Genomic DNA, 17922 nt, shown 5'->3' with positions numbered 1-17922 from the left:
ATTTTCGAGTAAGCCCTGCTGAGACTCAAATGCTTAAGTGAACAGCATTACGATCAATGATCGGGGCGTTTCTTATTGCCGGGGCGCAGGTTATGCGGCGATCGACAACTTGAGCTTGTTCATCGCGCTCTTCTCGAGCTGACGAATACGCTCGGCCGACACGTTGTACTTCTGCGCCAGGTCGTGCAGCGTGGCTTTTTCTTCTGCCAGCCAGCGCTGGTAGAGGATGTCGCGGCTGCGGTCGTCCAGCACTTCAAGCGCTTCGTGCAGGTTGTGGTTCGAGTTGTCGCTCCAGTCGGCGTCTTCCAGTTGACGGGCCGGATCGTACCGGTGGTCTTCCAGATAATTGGCCGGCGACTGGAATGCACTGTCGTCGTCCGCTTCCGCGGCCGGATCGAAGGCCATGTCATGGCCGGTCAGGCGACTTTCCATCTCGCGCACTTCCCGCGGCTCTACGCCGAGGCTTTCCGCCACGCGATGGACTTCCTCGTTGTTCAGCCAGGCCAGACGCTTCTTCTGGCTGCGCAGGTTGAAGAACAGCTTGCGCTGAGCCTTGGTGGTCGCGACTTTCACGATCCGCCAGTTGCGCAGGATGAACTCGTGGATTTCCGCCTTGATCCAGTGCACCGCAAAGGACACCAGGCGTACACCCATTTCCGGGTTGAAACGCTTGACCGCTTTCATCAGGCCGACGTTGCCTTCCTGGATCAGGTCAGCCTGGGCCAGGCCGTAGCCGGAATAGCTACGGGCAATGTGTACGACAAAACGCAGGTGGGCGAGCACCATCTGCCGAGCCGCCCCCAAATCCTGCTCATAATAGAGACTCTCGGCCAGTTCACGCTCCTGCTCCGGCGTCAGCAATGGAATGCTGTTCACCGTGTGCACATAGGCCTCCAGGTTCGCACCCGGGACCAGAGCATATGCAGGCTGCAAAGAATTGGTCATACGAAAAAACCTCCGACTTACATAACTCGTGCAGTTCAGCACTGCGAAAATTGACCGGAAACCAAAAAACAAGTTCCCATAAACGCTGAAAGGTCAATACGAGCAAAATGATATTACTTTGGCGCAAGCTCCCGCAGGTGGCGTGCGACTGCAATCCATGCACCGATATACCCCAACAGCACCGCGCCAAGCAAGAGCGATAGACCGTCGGCAACTGGCACTCCGGCCAGCGCAAAATCACTGCCGTACAAACCGGCCAGTCCAACCACCGCGTCGTTCAGCCAGTTCAGGCCAAACGCCAATACACCCCAGGACAGAATCCCCGCACCAAAGCCATAAAGCGCGCCCATATACAAAAAGGGCCTGCGCACATAGCTGTCAGTGCCGCCGACGAGTTTAATCACTTCTATCTCTGTGCGGCGGTTTTCAATATGAAGACGAATGGTATTGCCTATCACCAAAAGTAATGCAGAAACCAAAAGCACGGTCAGACCGAAGACAAAACGGTCGCCCAGCTTGAGGATGGCTGCCAGACGCTCGACCCAGACTAGATCAAGTTGCGCCTGTTGTACCTTCGGCAATTCGGAAAGTTTTTGTCTCAATGCTTCAAGCGCGGGCTTATCGACCTCGTTCGGGGTCACCAGGACCACGCCCGGCAGTGGGTTTTCCGGGAGTTCCTTGAGCGCTTCGCCCAGTCCGGACTGCTGCTGAAACTCCTCCAGCGCCTGATCGCGACCCACATATTCTGCGTCGGCCACGCCCGGCATGCCCTTGATCTGCTCACGCAACGACTCGCCCTGTTCAGGGCTGGCATCGAGTTGCAGGTACAGGGAAATCTGCGCTGCACGCTGCCAGGAACCGCCGAGACGCTCGACGTTACTTAGCAAAAGTGACAGGCCCATCGGCAAACTCAGGGCCACCGCCATCACCATGCAGGTGAAAAAGCTGCCAATCGGGTGTTTACCCAAACGGCGCAAGCTGTCCAGCAAACTCGCACGATGGCTTTCGATCCAGGCGCGGAACAGCGTAGAGAAATCCGGGCCATCGTCATCATCGCGTTTTTTCTTTTGCGACTGCGGTTGCGGATCGGCGGCCTTCGGAGCCACGCGCTCGGAAACCTTGGGGCTACGTGTTGCACTCATACGCCAGCCTCCCCGTCGCCGATCAATCGGCCACGCTGCAGGGTCAGCATGCGGTGACGCATGCGGGCAATCAGTGCCAGGTCGTGACTGGCGATCAGCACACTGGTGCCCAGACGGTTGATGTCTTCGAACACGCCCATGATTTCTGCCGCCAGACGCGGGTCGAGGTTACCGGTCGGTTCATCCGCCAGCAGCAAGGCCGGACGGTGAACGATGGCGCGAGCAATGCCGACGCGCTGTTGCTGGCCGGTGGACAGGTCGCCGGGGTAGAGATCGGTCTTGTCCGAGAGCGCCACGCGCTCCAGGGCCGAGTCCACGCGCTTGGCGACTTCGGCCTTGGACAGGCCAAGGATCTGCAACGGCAACGCGACGTTGTTGAACACCGTGCGATCGAACAGCAGCTGGTGATTCTGGAACACCACGCCAATCTGCCGACGCAGGAACGGAATCTGCGCATTGCTGATGGTGCTCAGGTCTTGCCCTGCCAGCAGCAATTTGCCGGTGGTCGGACGCTCCATGGCCAGCAACAGCCGCAACAAGGTGCTTTTACCGGCACCGGAATGGCCGGTGACAAACAAGAATTCGCCCCGACGGACTCGAAAGCTCAGCTCATGCAAGCCGACGTGACCATTCGGGTAGCGTTTACCGACCTGTTCGAAACGAATCATGAACGCTCCCGCTCGGCAAACAATGCCTGGACAAAGGGTTCTGCTTCAAAAGTACGCAAATCGTCGATGCCTTCGCCGACGCCGATATAGCGAATCGGCAAGCCAAACTGTTTGGCGAGGGCGAAAATCACCCCGCCCTTGGCAGTGCCATCGAGCTTGGTCAGCGCCAGGCCGGTCAGTTCGACGGTCTGGTTGAATTGCTTGGCTTGGTTGATGGCGTTCTGGCCGGTACCGGCGTCGAGCACCAACAGCACCTCGTGCGGCGCATCGGTGTCGAGCTTGCCAATCACCCGGCGAACTTTTTTCAGTTCTTCCATCAGGTTGTCTTTGGTGTGCAAACGACCGGCGGTGTCGGCGATCAGCACGTCAATGCCACGGGCCTTGGCGGCCTGCACGGCATCGAAGATGACCGAAGCCGAGTCGGCGCCGGTGTGCTGGGCGATGACCGGGATCTTGTTGCGCTCGCCCCAGACCTGCAACTGCTCTACCGCAGCGGCGCGAAAGGTGTCACCGGCGGCGAGCATGACTTTCTTGCCTTCCAGTTGCAGCTTCTTCGCCAGCTTGCCGATGGTGGTGGTCTTGCCGGCGCCGTTGACGCCCACCACCAGAATCACGAATGGCTTGTTCTGGGAGGTGATTTTCAGCGGCTGTTCGACCGGCTTGAGCATCGCTGCCAGCTCGGCTTGCAGGGATTTGTACAGTGCATCGGCATCGGCCAGTTCTTTGCGGGCGACTTTCTGGGTCAGGCGTTGAATGATCACCGACGTCGCTTCGACGCCGACATCGGCGGTCAGCAGACGGGTTTCGATGTCTTCGAGCAACTCGTCATCGATGATTTTCTTGCCGAGGAACAGGCTGGCCATGCCCTCGCCAATGCTGGCGCTGGTCTTGGACAAGCCTTGCTTGAGGCGGGCGAAGAAACCGGCTTTGGACTCTTCGGTACGCACAGGCTCGACGGGAGTTTCAACGGGAGCAACGGGCGTGGCGACAACCGGAACGATGACTGGTGCAGGTGCAGGTGCAGGTGCAGGTGCAGGCTCTGGCGCTTGAACAACCGGAGCAACCGGAGCAGGAGCAACAAATACCGGCACTTCAGGCTCTGGAGCAACCGGCGCTGGCTCAGCCACGAACACAGGTTCAACGACCGGCTCAACCACTGGCGCCTGAACCGGCTCGGGAGCAAACGCAGTCGGGGCCGGAATCGGCGGCGTGATGTGAGCTGCTTGCTCATCTTCGACCAATGCCACCGGCTCTTCCGCCACCGGCAACGTCAGCCACGGCTCGGCGGCAGGCGTCAGCGACAACGGGGCCACGACTACGGTTTCAGGAACAGGAACAGGCTCGGCCGCGGATTGCAGCACCGGCTCGGCGATCGGCAGGGCAATCGGCGCGGGCACTTCTTCCATGACCGGCGCCGGTGCTGGCTCAGGAAGTGGTTGTGGCTGTTCGACAACGGGTTCCTGCGGCTTTTTGCGCAGCCATCCGAACAGGCTTTTCTTCTCGCCAGCCGCAGCTGGGGTCTTCTTGTCGTCGTTGGAACCAAACATGGAGGACGGCTATCTCACGGTAGCGACGCGCCAAAGGGCGCCTCGGCAATAAATAATTCGATGCAGAACAGACTGCGATTCATCCAGCTTGTTCACGCGCAACATTTTGTCGAGGTACCAACGGCACCTCAAAGGTTGATTAATACGAAGGACTGGAACAGCATCGTCGGCGAAAACGCAGAGTTTAGCTGACAAACTCAAAGCCCAAGCCGCAAACCCAAACAACCTATTGACCGATCAAAGGCCTGATAGGCGTGGCCGCCAGTAAAACGGATCAGTATCCTAGCACCCTCTCGCCCGCCGACGCTAAGACCAAGCGGGCAGCCCAACAGGTTTAAAAACGAATGAATGCTCTAGCCCGCCGCGCTGCAGGCCTGCTGTTCAGCACAGTTTGTCTGCCACTTTCAGCCTTGGCTGCCGATCCACAACCCACCCACGAATTCATCCTCGACAACGGCCTGAAGGTCGTCGTGCGCGAAGACCATCGTGCGCCGGTCGTCGTTTCCCAGATCTGGTACAAGGTCGGCTCCAGCTACGAGACCCCGGGCCAGACCGGGCTGTCCCATGCGCTGGAACATATGATGTTCAAGGGCAGCGAGAAGGTCGGCCCTGGCGAAGCTTCGCTGATCCTGCGCGACCTCGGTGCCGAAGAGAACGCCTTCACCAGCGACGACTTCACCGCGTATTACCAGGTGCTGGCCCGCGATCGTCTGGGCGTGGCCTTCGAACTGGAAGCCGACCGCATGGCCAACCTGCGCTTGCCGGCCGACGAGTTCACCCGCGAGATCGAGGTGATCAAGGAAGAACGTCGCCTGCGCACCGACGACAAGCCGATGTCCAAGGCCTACGAACGCTTCATGGCCATGACCTACCCCGCCAGCGGTTATCACACGCCGACCATCGGCTGGATGGCGGACCTCGACCGCATGAAGGTCGAAGAACTGCGCCACTGGTATCAATCCTGGTATGTGCCGAACAACGCCACCCTGGTGGTGGTCGGTGACGTGACCCCGGACGAAGTCAAAACCCTGGCCCAGCGTTACTTCGGCCCGATCGCCAAACGTGACGTGCCACCCGCGAAAATCCCGCTGGAACTGGCCGAGCCCGGCGAACGGAAGATCACCCTGCATGTGCAGACCCAATTGCCGAGCCTGATGCTGGCCTTCAATGTGCCGAGCATCGCCACCGCCGAAGACAAGCGTTCGGTGAACGCTCTGCGCCTGATCTCCGCACTGCTCGACGGCGGCTACAGCGGCCGGATCCCGACGCAACTGGAACGCGGCGAAGAGCTGGTGTCCGGCGGTTCGTCGAGCTACGACGCCTATACCCGTGGCGACAGCCTGTTCACTTTGTCGGCCACGCCGAACACCCAGAAGAAGAAAACCATGGCCCAGGCGGAAGCCGGCCTGTGGAAGCTGCTCGAACAGTTGAAAACCACCGCGCCGTCCACCGAAGAGCTGGAGCGGGTGCGAGCACAGGTCATTGCCGGCCTGGTCTACGAACGTGACTCGATCACCAGCCAGGCCACCGCCATCGGCCAACTGGAAACCGTCGGGCTGTCCTGGAAACTGATGGACACCGAACTCGCCGACCTGGAAAGCGTGACCCCGCAAGACATCCAGAAGGCCGCCAAGCTGTATTTCACCCGCGCACGTCTCAGCGTCGCCCATGTACTGCCAGAGGAGACGACTCATGAGTGAGCGTAAAAAACCGCGCCTGGCCCTGATCGGCCTAGTCGTCATTGCACTGCTCGGGTCCGCCGCCTTCTATTTGTCCAAGCCTGACGAAACCAGCGCCAGCGAAGCTCTCGACAAAGCCAAGGCGAGCCAGAAACTGCAATCGCTGGCAGAACTCGACGGCAAGGCCCCAAGCCATCGCTCGCTGAACGTGCAGACCTGGAACACCGCCGAAGGCGCCAAGGTGCTGTTCGTCGAAGCCCGTGAGCTACCGATGTTCGACATGCGCCTGATCTTCGCCGCTGGCAGCAGTCAGGACGGCGATGCATCCGGCCTGGCACTGTTGACCAACGCCATGCTCAACGAAGGTGTGGCTGGCAAAGACGTCGGCGCTATCGCCCAAGGCTTCGAAGGCCTGGGGGCCGACTTCGGTAACGGCGCCTATAAAGACATGGCGATTGCCTCGCTGCGCAGTCTCAGTGCCGCGGACAAACGCGAGCCTGCCTTGAAGCTGTTCGCTGAAGTCGTCGGCAAACCGACCTTCCCCGCCGACTCGTTTGCCCGCATCAAGAACCAGATGCTGGCCGGCTTCGAATACCAGAAACAGAACCCCGGCAAACTCGCCAGCCTGGAGCTGATGAACCGCTTGTATGGCGATCACCCGTACGCGCATTCCAGCGACGGCACGGCGAAAAGCATTCCACCGATCACCCTGGCGCAGTTACGGGCCTTCCATCAGAAAGCCTACGCTGCCGGCAACGTGGTGATTGCGCTGGTGGGCGATCTGTCCCGCGCCGAGGCTGAGGCGGTTGCCGCACAAGTGTCCGCCGACCTGCCCAAAGGGCCGGCTCTGGCGAAAATCGAACAACCGACCGACCCCAAGCCCAGCATCGGACACATCGAGTTTCCGTCCAAGCAAACCAACCTGATGATCGCGCAACTGGGCATCGACCGTGACGATCCGGATTACGCAGCGCTGTCGTTGGGCAATCAGATCCTTGGCGGCGGTGGCTTCGGCACCCGGTTGATGAGCGAAGTGCGCGAGAAGCGCGGCCTGGCCTATGGCGTGTATTCGGGTTTCACCCCAATGCAGGCTCGCGGGCCGTTCATGATCAATCTGCAAACCCGCGCGGAGATGAGCGAAGGCACGCTGAAACTGGTGCAGGACGTGCTCGCCGACTACCTTAAAACCGGCCCCTCCGAGAAGGAACTCGACGATGCCAAGCGTGAGCTGGCCGGCAGCTTCCCGCTGTCCACCGCCAGCAACGCCGACATCGTCGGTCAGCTCGGCGCCATGGGTTTCTACAACTTGCCGTTGAGCTATCTTGAGGACTTCATGCAGCAGTCCCAGAGCCTGACTGTCGAGCAAGTCAAAACCGCATTGAACAAACACCTGAGCACGGACAAACTGGTCATCGTCAGCGCTGGCCCGACCGTGCCACAAAAGCCGTTGCCGGCCCCTACTGACAAACCTGCCGAGCAACCGCTCGGGGTTCCGGAGCATTAATGGCCACTCGCCCGAAAAAACCTGTTCACAACGTGCATAACGGTGTGAATCAACTGCGCATCATCGGCGGTGAATGGGGCAGCCGAAAGCTGAGCTTCCCCGATGCGCCAGGCTTGCGTCCAACGCCGGACCGAGTCCGTGAAACCCTGTTCAACTGGCTCGCGCCTTATGTTGCCGGGGCCAAGGTGCTCGACCCCTTTGCCGGTAGTGGCGCATTGTTTCTCGAGGCTTTGTCCCGCGGTGCAGCAATGGGCCAGGCGCTGGATGCCAGCAACATCGCGGTAGCGAGCATCAAGGAACATCTGGGCACCCTGCGCTGCACGACCGGTCAGGTGCAGACTGCCGACGCCTTGCGCTATCTGGAAACCCAACCGGCCACGGCGTTCGATCTGGTGTTTCTCGACCCGCCGTTCAATCAGAATCTGTTGCCGGCCGTTTGCACTTTGCTCGAAGAGCGTCAGTGGCTGAGTGACGATGCGTGGGTCTACACTGAAAGCGAAACGGCACCGTCGATATTGGGTTTGCCAGAAAATTGGCGCCTGCATCGGGAGCAAAAATCCGGACGGGTGTATTACGCGTTGTGGCAACGTATGGCAGGGATCGCCGGTTAGTCCGGCCTGTAAAAACGGTGCGAAGCTCAGTCAGTTAACGCTGCGGGTAAGCACCGCTGCATCGAGAGCAATCGTGTCCCATCTGCCAGAACGCTTCACCCCCGCCTACGGCCTGGGCAATCCGCACTTACAAACCTTGTGGGGACCGCTATGGCGCAAAACCACACACCTGGACCGCGAACGCGAACGCTTATGGCTCGAAGACGGCGACTTCCTTGACCTGGACTGGCATGGCCCCCACAGCGCAAATGTGCCACTGGTGTTGGTGCTGCATGGCCTGACCGGCTCATCGAATTCGCCTTACGTAGCCGGTGTGCAGAAAGCGCTGGGCGCCCAGGGTTGGGCCAGTGTCGCGCTGAACTGGCGAGGCTGTTCCGGCGAACCCAATCTGTTACCGCGCAGTTACCATTCCGGGGCCAGTGAAGACCTGGCCGAAACCATCAAGCACCTGCGGACCCAGCGCCCTCTCGCGCCGCTGTATGCGGTCGGTTATTCCATGGGTGGCAACGTGTTGCTCAAACACCTGGGCGAAACCGGCAGCAACAGCGGCGTACTCGGCGCGGTGGCGGTGTCGGTTCCATTTCGCCTCGATCAGTGCGCCGATCGTATCAGCCAGGGTTTTTCAAAATTCTATCAAGCGCATTTCATGCGGGAGATGGTCGCCTACATCAAGAACAAGCAGCGCAGATTCCAGCATGAAGGGCATCAGGATGGCCTGGCGGCATTGGCGGCGCTGGGCTCGCTGGAGAACATGCGCACCTTCTGGGATTTCGATGGCCGGGTCACCGCGCCGCTGAATGGTTTCGCCGATGCCGCGGATTACTATCGCCGCGCTTCGAGTCGTTATTTCCTGGGAGAGATTCGCACACCGACCCTGATTATCCAGGCAGCCGATGACCCGTTTGTCTTTCCTCATAGCCTGCCGCATGCCGACGAATTGTCTGCCTCCACTCAATTCGAGTTGCAGGCCAAGGGTGGGCATGTCGGCTTCGTCGAGGGCTCGTTCCGGCAACCGGGTTACTACCTGGAACGGCGCATTCCCCAATGGCTTGCCACCACAGGGCGCAAGTAGAGCATGGGTTCGGATCAGGGCGAGTCGATACACTTCTGGCAAACGGCGCCGTTGGCCGGGGTCGAGTTGTTGTCCGCACGCTACATCGAACACCGCTTCGCCCCCCATGTGCATGACGGCTATGTGATCGGCATGATCATGGCCGGCGCCCAGCGTTATCGCTATCGAGGCGCCGAGCATCTGGCCGGCAGCGGCACACTGGTGCTGATCAACCCGGATGAACTGCACACCGGCCACAAAGGGACGGAAGACGGCTGGTTGTACCGGGCGTTTTATCCCGACAGTGGGCAGATTCTTTCACTGCTGGACGAGCTCGAACTGCCGACCGATACCTTGCCGGCGTTTGGCGCCACGTTGTATCGCGATCCGGATCTGGTGAAGGGGTTCTGCCAACTGCATTGTTTGCTGGAGAGTCCGTCCACGGCGCTGCAGCAGCAAACGGTTTGGCGGGAAATGATGCTGTCGCTGTTACAACGTCACGCAGCCGTTCCGATCGCCAACAAACCTGGCAAGGAACACCGGGCGGTGACCTTGGCCAAGGAACTGCTGCAATCACGCTTGGCGGCGCCGCCCTCGCTGGAAGAACTGGCGGCGACGGTGAACCTGTCGCCCTTCCACTTCGCCCGAGTGTTCCGCCGCGCCACCGGCCTGCCGCCACACACCTGGTTGATGCAGCAGCGTATCGCTCGGGCACGGGCGCTGTTACAACGCGGCTGCCTGCCGCTGGAAGTCGCGACGCAGCTGGGGTTTGCCGACCAGAGCCATCTGAGTCGGCAATTCAAGCAGGTTTACGGCGTAGGACCGGGGGCGTATCGCAGTGCGCGGCAGCTGTGAAATCTCAAGAGCACCTTATTACCCCTGTGGGAGCGAGCCTGCTCGCGATGGCGGTGTATCAGTCAACATCAATGTTGAATGTTATGGCCTCATCGCGAGCAGGCTCGCTCCCACATTGGTTTTGCGTTTACTCGCCCTTGGCGACGCCTCGCGCAGGATCGTTGATCCACTCGCTCCACGACCCGGCATACAACGCTCCCAACGGATAACCCGCCAGGCACAGGGCGAACAAGTTGTGGCAGGCGGTCACACCGGAACCGCAATACGCGACCAACTCCGTCGGTGAACGATCACCGAGCTTCGCGGCAAACCGCTGCTTGAGCTGTTCGGCCGGCAGGAACCGTCCGTCGCTGCCCAGGTTATCGGTGAACGCGGCACATTGTGCGCCGGGGATGTGCCCGGCAATCGGATCGATCGGCTCCACTTCGCCCTTGAAGCGCGGCAAGCCGCGGGCGTCGAGCAGGGTCAGCGCGGGCTGGCCGAGACGTTGCTGGAGTTGTTCGGCGCTGAGCACCAACGAAGCATCCGGCGTCCCGGTGAAGGTGCCACGGGTAACCGACGGCGGATCAAGACTCAGGGGCAATCCGGCAGCGTGCCAGGCTTTCAGCCCGCCATCGAGAATGAACACACCGTCGCGCTTGCCCAGCCACGCCAGCAACCACCAGGCCCGCGCCGCGTAGGCGCCGGGACCGTCATCGTACAAAACCACTTCGCTGTCGGCGTTGATGCCCCAGGTTTGAAAGCGTTCGATCAAGTCGGCGGGTTCAGGCAACGGATGACGCCCGGTAACCCCCTTGACCACTGCACCGCTAAAATCACGCTCCAGATCGGCAAAGCTCGACCCGGCAATATGTCCTTCGGCGTAGCTGCGCTGCCCGTAATCAGGGTCTTCGAGGGCAAAACGACAATCCAGAATCACCAGCCCCGGCGTCTCCTTTTTCAGGTCCAACGCTTGCGGGCTGATCAGTTGCGCAATGGGCATAACGGGCTCCTGTGATTTTGTTTGTCTGGAATCCTACTGCACTCTTTATCCCACTTCTTCCAGCGCCTGGGCCAGCGGCACATAAAACTCTTCAAACAGCGCATTCACCGCATCGCGAGATTGATCCGTGACAAATCCGGCCTCCAGTACCAACACCTGATACACGCCCCGTTTGATGGCCTGTTCGCTCAGATGGTTGGAGTTTTCCCGCGTGGTGCATAGAAAACGCACCCACGAGGTGAGGATGATCCAGGCATTGAGGGTCAGGGATTCGATCTGAACCTTGTCCATGCACAGAATGCCGGCTTCGACGAAGCCCGCGTAGATGTGCGTACCCTGGATCAGGCAACGCTGGGAAAAGCGTCGGTAACGGGCGGCCAGCTCGGGATCACTGTCGAGCAAATGCTCGAGGTCGCGATGCAGGAAGCGGTATTGCCACATGGCGGCGAGCAACTCCTGGAGGTAGAAGCGCTTGTCTTCGACCGTCGCGGCCCGGCCCTGGGGCGGACGCAGGAAGCTGTCCACCAGGTTTTCGTACTCACTGAACAACACGGCGATGATCGCCTGCTTGTTGGGGAAGTGGTAGTACAGGTTGCCCGGCGAAATCTCCATGTGGGCAGCAATGTGGTTGGTGCTGATGCTGCGCTCACCCTGCTGATTGAACAGCTCCAGGCTGTTCTGCACGATGCGCTCGCTGGTTTTGATCCGAGGGGCCATGGCTTGAGCTTTAATTCAGAGTGCGATGAGGGGCATCTTACGACCTATCCGCGCATGGATAAAACAAAGCTGCACCAGAGTGCCATTTGACTTCCTAGAGCATAGACTCTAAAAAGTTCCTCATTACAATAAATCCGGAGCCGACCATGCCTGCTGACATCGCCTACCTGAAGAACCTGCAGCAGCCTCTGGACGAACTCCAAGCCCTGTTCGACGCTCAACGCGCGGCGTATGCAGCCAACCCGATGCCACCCGCGGCTCAGCGCCAGCAATGGCTAAAAGCGTTGCGTGACCTGCTGAGCAATGAGCGTCAGGCCCTGGTCGATGCCATCAGCCAGGATTTCAGCCACCGCAGCGCCGATGAAACCCTGCTCGCCGAATTGATGCCCAGCCTGCACGGCATTCACTACGCCAGCCGGCACCTCAAAGGCTGGATGAAAACCTCGCGACGCAAAGTCGGCCTGGCCTTTCAGCCGGCATCGGCCAAAGTCGTTTACCAACCGTTGGGCGTAGTCGGGGTGATCGTACCGTGGAACTACCCGCTTTACCTGGCCATCGGGCCGTTGGTGGGTGCGTTGGCGGCGGGCAATCGGGTGATGCTCAAACTCAGCGAATCGACCCCTGCCACCGGTTTGCTGCTCAAGGAACTGCTGGGCCGGGTTTTTCCCCAGGACCTGGTCTGCGTGGTGTTGGGCGAGGCCGATATCGGTGTGGCGTTCTCGCGGCTGCGTTTCGATCATTTATTGTTCACCGGTGCCACCAGCATCGGCAAACACGTGATGCGCGCGGCGGCCGAGAACCTGACGCCGGTGACCCTCGAACTGGGTGGCAAGTCCCCGGCCATCGTTTCCCGCGATGTGCCGCTCAAGGACGCCGCCGAACGCATCGCTTTCGGCAAGACCCTCAATGCCGGGCAAACCTGTGTCGCCCCGGACTATGTGCTGGTGCCGGAAGACCGCATCGGCTCTTTCGTCGAAGCCTATCGTCAGGCGGTTCGCGGGTTTTATCCGACCCTGGCCGACAACAAGGACTACACCGCCATCATCAACGACCGGCAGTTGGCGCGGCTCAACGGCTACCTCAGCGACGCCACCAGCAAGGGCGCGTTGCTGATTCCGCTGTTCGATCAAGGCCAGGGTCGGCGCATGAGTCATAGCCTGCTGCTCAACGTCAGCGACGACATGACGGTGATGCAGGACGAAATCTTCGGCCCGTTGCTGCCGATCGTGCCGTACAAGGACCTCGACGAAGCATTTGCCTACATCAACCAACGCCCTCGCCCGCTGGCGCTGTATTACTTCGGCTACGACAAGCGCGAGCAAAACCGCGTCCTCCACGAAACCCATTCCGGCGGTGTTTGCCTCAATGACACCTTGCTGCACGTTGCTCAGGACGATATGCCGTTCGGCGGCATCGGTGCCTCGGGCATGGGCCACTACCACGGCCACGAGGGTTTCCTGACCTTCAGCAAGGCCAAAGGCGTGCTGATCAAACAGCGTTTCAATGCGGCGAAACTGATCTATCCGCCGTACGGTAAATCCATTCAGAAACTGATCCAGAAGCTGTTTATCCGCTAACGATCATCACCACCGGGTAATAACAATAATGAGCCCAAGCCTGTCCGACACACCCGCGCTGTCACGGCGCGGCCTGCTTAAATTCAGCCTCGGCGCCAGCGCCTTGCTGGCCACGGCCGGATTAGGCGCGAGCCTCAGCGGCTGCTCGTCGAGCAACCCGGCCAGCGGTTTCGCGATTCTGCGCAGCGGTGACCTGCTGTTTCTGCGGGCAGTGATTCCGGTGATGCTTAACGGTGCCGTGGCAGTCGAAAAAATGCCGGCCGCTGTCGCCGAGACCCTGCACTGCCTGGATAACGGCCTGAATCACTTGTCGCCGGAAATGCTCAAACTGACCCGGCAATTGTTCGATGTGTTGGGGATGAGCATTACCCGCGGCCCATTGACCGGGATCTGGGGCAGTTGGGAAAGCGCCAGCAGCGAACAGATCCGCCACTTTCTCGACCGTTGGGAAAACAGCTCGTTGAGCCTGCTGCGCATGGGCCATAGCTCGTTGCTGCAAATGGTGATGATGGCGTGGTACAGCCGGGCGGAATCGTGGGCGCATTGCGGGTATCCCGGGCCGCCTACCGTTTGAAATCGTAGCGACCCTATCGCGAGCAGGCTCGCTCCCACAGGGGTTACGCGATCCATGTGGGAGCGAGCCTGCTCGCGATAGGGTCTGCCGCCTCACCACCAAATCCAAAATAATAAGAGACCCCCAAACATGCCCGTACCCGATCCGTTCCGCGAAGGCCTGGCCCGTGGCTGGAAAACCTACAACGGCGCCCGACTGCCCCAGGACCTGACCCTCGAAGCGGACGTGGCGATCATCGGCAGCGGTGCCGGCGGCGGGACCACCGCCGAAATCCTCAGCGCCGCCGGCTACAAGGTGTTGCTGATCGAAGAAGGCCCGCTCAAGACCAGCAGCGACTTCAAGATGCTCGAAGACCAGGCCTACACCAGCCTCTATCAGGAAGGCATCGGGCGCATGAGCAAGGACGGCGCGATCACCATCCTCCAGGGTCGGGCGGTGGGCGGCACCACGCTGATCAACTGGACCTCGAGCTTTCGCACCCCGGACCCGACGCTGGAACACTGGGCCAAAGAGCACGACGTCATAGGTCACGCACCGGCCGAGATGGCGCCCTGGTTCGAGAAAATGGAACAACGCCTGGGTGTCGCCCCGTGGAGGGTGCCGCCCAACGCCAACAACGACGTCATCCGCAAAGGCTGCGAACAACTTGGCTACGCCTGGCATGTGATTCCGCGCAACGTGCGCGGCTGCTGGAACATCGGCTACTGCGGCATGGGTTGCCCGACCAACGCCAAGCAGTCGATGCTGGTCACGACCATTCCGGCGACCCTGGAGAAAGGTGGCGAGCTGCTCTACCTGGCCCGCGCCGAAAAGCTGTCGATCAAAGACGGCAGGGTTACGGGGCTGCAATGTGTGGCGATGGATGAGCGTTGCGTTGCGCCCACAGGACGCACGATTACGGTCAAGGCGCGGCATTACGTGTTGGCCGGTGGCGGGATCAACAGCCCGGCGCTGCTGTTGCGCTCCGAAGCGCCGGATCCTCACGAGCGGCTGGGTAAACGGACCTTCCTACACTTGGTAAACATGTCCGCCGGGCTGTTTGATGAGGTGATCAACCCGTTCTACGGCGCGCCGCAGTCGATCTACTCCGACCATTTCCAGTGGCAGGATGGCACCACTGGCAAGATATCTTACAAACTGGAAGTTCCACCGCTTCACCCGGCGCTGGCCAGCACCTTACTCGGCGGTTTTGGCACGGAAAGCGCCCGGCATATGGAAAACCTGCCGCACACCCACGCCATGCTGGCGTTACTGCGGGACGGTTTTCACCCGGAAAGCCCTGGCGGCAGCGTTGAATTGCGCGGTGACGGTACACCTGTGCTCGACTATCAGGTTTCACCGTATGCCTGGGACGGGGTGCGCCGGGCGTTCCACAGCATGGCCGAGATCCAGTTCGCCGGGGGCGCCAACGCCGTGATGCCGATGCACGCCGACGCGCGCTACGTGAAAACCCTCGCCGAAGCGCGCGCATTGATCGACGATTTGAGCCTTGAGTTGTACCGCACGCGCCTGGGCAGTGCTCATGTGATGGGCGGTTGTGCTATGGGTGAAGACCCGAAAAACGCGGTGACCGATAGCCTCGGCCGACATCACCAACTCACCAATCTGTCGATTCATGACGGCTCGCTTTTCCCCACCAGCATTGGCGCAAACCCTCAATTGTCGGTTTACGGACTGACGGCGCAATTGGCCACTTCGCTGGCCGAACGTTTGAAAAACCCATGAAAACGCGGAATATTCCCATCGTCTATAGTGCTTTCTTACCCAACAGGCGACTTGGCCGACCGGGAAGGCTGCGATACCATCCGACTCCCCAACGGACTCCCGCCAGGACGACGCGATGAACCGAGTGTTGTACCCAGGTACCTTCGACCCTATTACCAAGGGCCATGGCGATCTGGTCGAACGCGCCTCGCGCCTGTTCGATCATGTGATCATCGCCGTCGCCGCCAGCCCGAAGAAAAACCCGCTGTTTCCCCTGGAACAACGTGTGGAGCTGGCCCGCGAGGTCACCAAACATTTGCCGAACGTTGAAGTCGTCGGTTTCTCGACGCTGCTCGCGCACTTCGCCAAAGAGAAGAACGCCAACGTATTCCTGCGTGGTTTGCGCGCGGTATCGGACTTCGAATACGAATTCCAGCTGGCCAACATGAACCGCCAACTGGCGCCGGATGTGGAAAGCCTGTTTCTTACCCCGTCCGAGCGTTATTCGTTCATTTCCTCGACGCTGGTTCGTGAAATCGCAGCCCTGGGCGGCGATATCACCAAGTTCGTCCACCCGGCGGTGGCCGACGCCCTCACCCTACGCTTTAAAAAGTAGGAGCTGCCGAAGGCTGCGATCTTTTACGGCTATCGCAATCTTCGATCGCTGCACTTGATCGCGCCCGCGTGCACTGCGGGCGCCAATGCGGCACAATTGTGCGCATTGATTTATTGCGCCCGGGCCTGCCGCCCCGGCTGGAGTTAGCATGTCCCTGATCATCACCGACGATTGCATCAACTGCGACGTCTGCGAACCTGAGTGCCCGAACGCCGCCATTTCCCAGGGCGAAGAGATCTACGTGATCGACCCGAACCTGTGCACACAATGTGTCGGCCACTACGACGAACCGCAGTGCCAGCAGGTCTGCCCGGTGGATTGCATCCCGCTGGACGAGGCTCATCCGGAAACTGAAGAACAGTTGATGGAGAAGTACCGCAAGCTTACCGGCAAGGCTTGAGCCTGACCGTTTTGTGTTGTCTTTCCGGGCCTCTTGCGAGCAAGCCCGCTCCCACATTGAATCTGCGTCGTTCACAGATCCCATGTGGGAGCGGGCTTGCTCGCGAAGGCATCATCAACAGCACCGAATACTTAACCACCTCACTCCCGCTGCTCAAACCCCTCCCCGATACACCCCAGGCACCGCACAAATGCGGCTTTCGCCGGATCGACCACCAACGCCTGCCCCGCATCGCCAATACCACCACCCAGTGCGGTAAACGGCAACGACACCACAAACGCCCCGGCGCCGATCACCGTCGCCACCACCAATAACGGTCGGGCAATCAGTAAATCGCCAAGCATGGCGTAGGCCGGTGGGTTCTGGATGGTGTAACGCGGATCGCCGCTGCCGTTCTCAGCCGCCAGCGCGGACGCACCGACGCTTAGCAGCAGCGCAACGACAAGGGTTCGAAACAGATTCATGGCACGGTCCTTCGGCTAGGCAGTGAGAATACTGACTATAGACCGTAGCCGATATCAGCTCTGGCAGCGCGGACAAAAGACGCTGGCGCGCTGCCCAAGCTTGACTTCCCGCAGCCCTGTGCCACAGACCTTGCAGTGCTCACCGCCACGGCCGTACACGTACAGTTCCTGCTGGAAGTAGCCTGGTTGGCCGTCGCCGCCGATAAAGTCCCGCAACGTGGTGCCGCCGCGCTCGATGGCGAGGGCCAGGATGCGCTTGATTTCGATCGCCAGCTTCAAATAGCGCGCCCGGGAAATGCTCTTGGCTTCGCGGCGCGGGTCGATGCCGGCCGCAAACAACGCTTCGGTTGCGTAGATATTGCCGACGCCGACCACCACTGCGTTATCCATGATGAACGGCTTGACTGCCATGGAACGCCCGCGGGATTGCTGGAACAGCCGCTCGCCGTCAAACAGATCGGTCAACGGCTCCGGCCCGAGGCGAATCAGCAGTTCATGATTGAGCGGGTCCAGGCTCCAGAGCATCGCCCCAAACCGCCGCGGATCGGTGTAGCGCAGGGCCAGGCCCGATTCCAGTTCAATGTCCACATGCTCATGCTTGGCCGCCGGCATGCCGACTTCCACCAGCCGCAGATTTCCCGACATCCCCAAATGACTGATCAGCGTGCCGACTTCGGCGTTGATCAGCAGGTACTTGGCGCGCCGCTCCACCAGCACGATGCGCTGGCCGGACAGCCGCACATCCAGGTCTTCGGGGATCGGCCAGCGCAGACGGCGCTCACGCACGATCACCCGGCTGACGCGCTGGCCTTCCAGGTGCGGTGCAATCCCGCGGCGGGTGGTTTCGACTTCCGGCAGTTCAGGCATGGGGCTCTCGAATCAGGCG

General features: G+C 60.4%; 18 protein-coding genes. 10 read left to right on the top strand and 8 right to left on the bottom strand.

The window, feature by feature from the left end:
- Positions 1 to 90: 90 nt before the first annotated feature.
- The 4 genes from rpoH to ftsY form a co-directional block, all read right to left on the bottom strand.
- The gene (rpoH, locus tag BK662_RS32900) at positions 91 to 945 is read right to left on the bottom strand and encodes an RNA polymerase sigma factor RpoH (RefSeq protein ID WP_007897890.1); all 855 of its coding nucleotides are present in this window, start codon (positions 943 to 945) and stop codon (positions 91 to 93) included.
- Positions 946 to 1058: 113 nt separating this feature from the next.
- On the bottom strand, positions 1059 to 2087 hold the full coding sequence (gene ftsX, locus BK662_RS32895; RefSeq protein ID WP_123361043.1) for a permease-like cell division protein FtsX: 1029 nt from the start codon (positions 2085 to 2087) through the stop codon (positions 1059 to 1061).
- A complete protein-coding gene (gene ftsE, locus BK662_RS32890) occupies positions 2084 to 2755 on the bottom strand; it encodes a cell division ATP-binding protein FtsE (RefSeq protein WP_007897888.1) in 672 nt (223 codons plus the stop codon). Before ftsE ends, ftsX begins: the two co-directional genes overlap by 4 nt.
- Positions 2752 to 4302, bottom strand: coding sequence for a signal recognition particle-docking protein FtsY (gene ftsY, locus BK662_RS32885; protein ID WP_123361042.1), 1551 nt, complete (start codon positions 4300 to 4302; stop codon positions 2752 to 2754). The genes ftsE and ftsY overlap by 4 nt, the downstream gene beginning before the upstream one ends.
- Before the next feature lie 344 nt (positions 4303 to 4646).
- Between ftsY and BK662_RS32875 the strand changes: the two genes are divergently transcribed.
- From BK662_RS32875 to BK662_RS32855, 5 genes are all read left to right on the top strand, one after another.
- Complete coding sequence (locus tag BK662_RS32875; RefSeq protein ID WP_123361041.1) at positions 4647 to 6002, top strand: M16 family metallopeptidase; 1356 nt, start codon at positions 4647 to 4649, stop codon at positions 6000 to 6002.
- Positions 5995 to 7485, top strand: coding sequence for a M16 family metallopeptidase (locus BK662_RS32870; RefSeq protein WP_123361040.1), 1491 nt, complete (start codon positions 5995 to 5997; stop codon positions 7483 to 7485). Before BK662_RS32875 ends, BK662_RS32870 begins: the two co-directional genes overlap by 8 nt.
- The gene (rsmD, locus tag BK662_RS32865) at positions 7485 to 8096 is read left to right on the top strand and encodes a 16S rRNA (guanine(966)-N(2))-methyltransferase RsmD (protein ID WP_123361039.1); all 612 of its coding nucleotides are present in this window, start codon (positions 7485 to 7487) and stop codon (positions 8094 to 8096) included. Before BK662_RS32870 ends, rsmD begins: the two co-directional genes overlap by 1 nt.
- Positions 8097 to 8169: 73 nt before the next feature.
- Positions 8170 to 9168 (top strand): hydrolase, encoded by a 999-nt coding sequence (locus tag BK662_RS32860; protein WP_008068083.1) that lies wholly within the window; start codon positions 8170 to 8172, stop codon positions 9166 to 9168.
- A gap of 3 nt (positions 9169 to 9171) precedes the next feature.
- Positions 9172 to 10002, top strand: a complete 831-nt coding sequence (locus BK662_RS32855; RefSeq protein ID WP_123361038.1) for an AraC family transcriptional regulator — start codon at positions 9172 to 9174, stop codon at positions 10000 to 10002.
- Between the two features lie 127 nt (positions 10003 to 10129).
- Here the strand turns inward: BK662_RS32855 and BK662_RS32845 are convergent, their stop codons facing one another.
- Together BK662_RS32845 and BK662_RS32840 are read right to left on the bottom strand one after the other, a co-directional pair.
- Complete coding sequence (locus BK662_RS32845; protein WP_123361036.1) at positions 10130 to 10984, bottom strand: sulfurtransferase; 855 nt, start codon at positions 10982 to 10984, stop codon at positions 10130 to 10132.
- A gap of 45 nt (positions 10985 to 11029) precedes the next feature.
- Positions 11030 to 11701: a TetR/AcrR family transcriptional regulator gene (locus BK662_RS32840; RefSeq protein ID WP_123361035.1), complete on the bottom strand. Its 672-nt coding sequence runs from the start codon at positions 11699 to 11701 to the stop codon at positions 11030 to 11032.
- 146 nt (positions 11702 to 11847) lie between these two features.
- On the opposite strand from BK662_RS32840, the gene BK662_RS32835 reads away from it, so the two are divergent.
- The 5 genes from BK662_RS32835 (at position 11848) to BK662_RS32815 (ending at position 16572) form a co-directional block, all read left to right on the top strand.
- Positions 11848 to 13278, top strand: a complete 1431-nt coding sequence (locus tag BK662_RS32835) for a coniferyl aldehyde dehydrogenase (RefSeq protein ID WP_123361034.1) — start codon at positions 11848 to 11850, stop codon at positions 13276 to 13278.
- A 28-nt stretch (positions 13279 to 13306) separates the two neighbouring features.
- On the top strand, positions 13307 to 13852 hold the full coding sequence (locus BK662_RS32830) for a twin-arginine translocation pathway signal protein (protein ID WP_123361033.1): 546 nt from the start codon (positions 13307 to 13309) through the stop codon (positions 13850 to 13852).
- Positions 13853 to 13981: 129 nt separating this feature from the next.
- Complete coding sequence (locus BK662_RS32825) at positions 13982 to 15577, top strand: GMC family oxidoreductase (RefSeq protein ID WP_123361032.1); 1596 nt, start codon at positions 13982 to 13984, stop codon at positions 15575 to 15577.
- Positions 15578 to 15692: 115 nt separating this feature from the next.
- Positions 15693 to 16172, top strand: coding sequence for a pantetheine-phosphate adenylyltransferase (coaD, locus tag BK662_RS32820; RefSeq protein WP_007897855.1), 480 nt, complete (start codon positions 15693 to 15695; stop codon positions 16170 to 16172).
- A 148-nt stretch (positions 16173 to 16320) separates the two neighbouring features.
- Positions 16321 to 16572 (top strand): YfhL family 4Fe-4S dicluster ferredoxin, encoded by a 252-nt coding sequence (locus BK662_RS32815; RefSeq protein ID WP_008150569.1) that lies wholly within the window; start codon positions 16321 to 16323, stop codon positions 16570 to 16572.
- A gap of 140 nt (positions 16573 to 16712) precedes the next feature.
- Here BK662_RS32815 and BK662_RS32810 read toward each other — a convergent pair whose 3' ends face one another.
- Complete coding sequence (locus BK662_RS32810) at positions 16713 to 17036, bottom strand: multidrug transporter (RefSeq protein ID WP_123361031.1); 324 nt, start codon at positions 17034 to 17036, stop codon at positions 16713 to 16715.
- 54 nt (positions 17037 to 17090) lie between these two features.
- A complete protein-coding gene (gene mutM / locus BK662_RS32805) occupies positions 17091 to 17903 on the bottom strand; it encodes a bifunctional DNA-formamidopyrimidine glycosylase/DNA-(apurinic or apyrimidinic site) lyase (protein ID WP_123361030.1) in 813 nt (270 codons plus the stop codon).
- Positions 17904 to 17922: the final 19 nt, after the last annotated feature.

Source organism: Pseudomonas frederiksbergensis (assembly GCF_003732275.1).
GTDB lineage: Bacteria > Pseudomonadota > Gammaproteobacteria > Pseudomonadales > Pseudomonadaceae > Aquipseudomonas > Aquipseudomonas frederiksbergensis_H.
This window is presented reverse-complemented; position numbering and strand designations above follow the sequence as displayed.